The 652-nt window shown below is 62.3% G+C and carries 1 protein-coding gene and 1 pseudogene; both read left to right on the top strand.

The features are described 5' to 3' along the window. Nucleotides 1–322: pseudogene (locus A3730_RS32290) on the top strand (hypothetical protein); the annotation flags it as partial. An 81-nt stretch (nt 323–403) separates the two neighbouring features. Then, nucleotides 404–652 (top strand): DUF2254 family protein (locus A3730_RS26385; RefSeq protein ID WP_197477657.1); only part of this gene is annotated, 249 nt, incomplete at its 3' end.

Below are 652 nucleotides of genomic sequence, written 5' to 3'. Positions count from 1 at the left end.
GGACACCGGCTCGATCACCCTGCACAGCGTGAATGCCGAAGGCGTGCTGGGAAAGCAGGATGGCTTCGTACGTATTCCCGCGCTGGATAACCAGTTCATCATTACTCCCATGGACGATGGTTGGGTGCGGGTGCAGTTTGAAACCTTCGTGGATCCGGGCGGCAGCGTGCCGGTGTGGCTGGCGAATCTGGTGGCGACCAAGGCGCCACTGGAAACCCTGCAGGGGTTGACGGTCCAGCTGGAAAAGCCGCGCTTTGCCAGTGCCACCCGGAAAGATTTGCCGCCACTGCCGGGGATGGACAAACTGTCACTGGAAGACTGATTCCCCCGGTCTCTGCCCGGGGGCGTTCATAAGCGTGGCGCACCCGGGTAATCCGCCCGGGCAAGGATGCGAGGGCGAGCCATGGTGCTGGCACGGTTTCAGCAATGGTATACCCAGTTACGTTCCAGCATGTGGTTGCTGCCGGCCTGCTTTCTGGTCGGGGCGTCGCTGCTGGCCTTTATCCTGACGGCCATCCCCGGTGAGCTTCCGGATGCCAGCGAACACTGGTGGGCCTACCTGCTGGCGGTGAATCCGGAAGGCGCCAGTGCGGTGTTGACCACCATCGCCGGTTCCATGATTACCGTGGCCGGCGTGACCTTCTCTATCACC

The organism is Alcanivorax sp. HI0044 (genome assembly GCF_001634945.1).
This window is presented reverse-complemented; position numbering and strand designations above follow the sequence as displayed.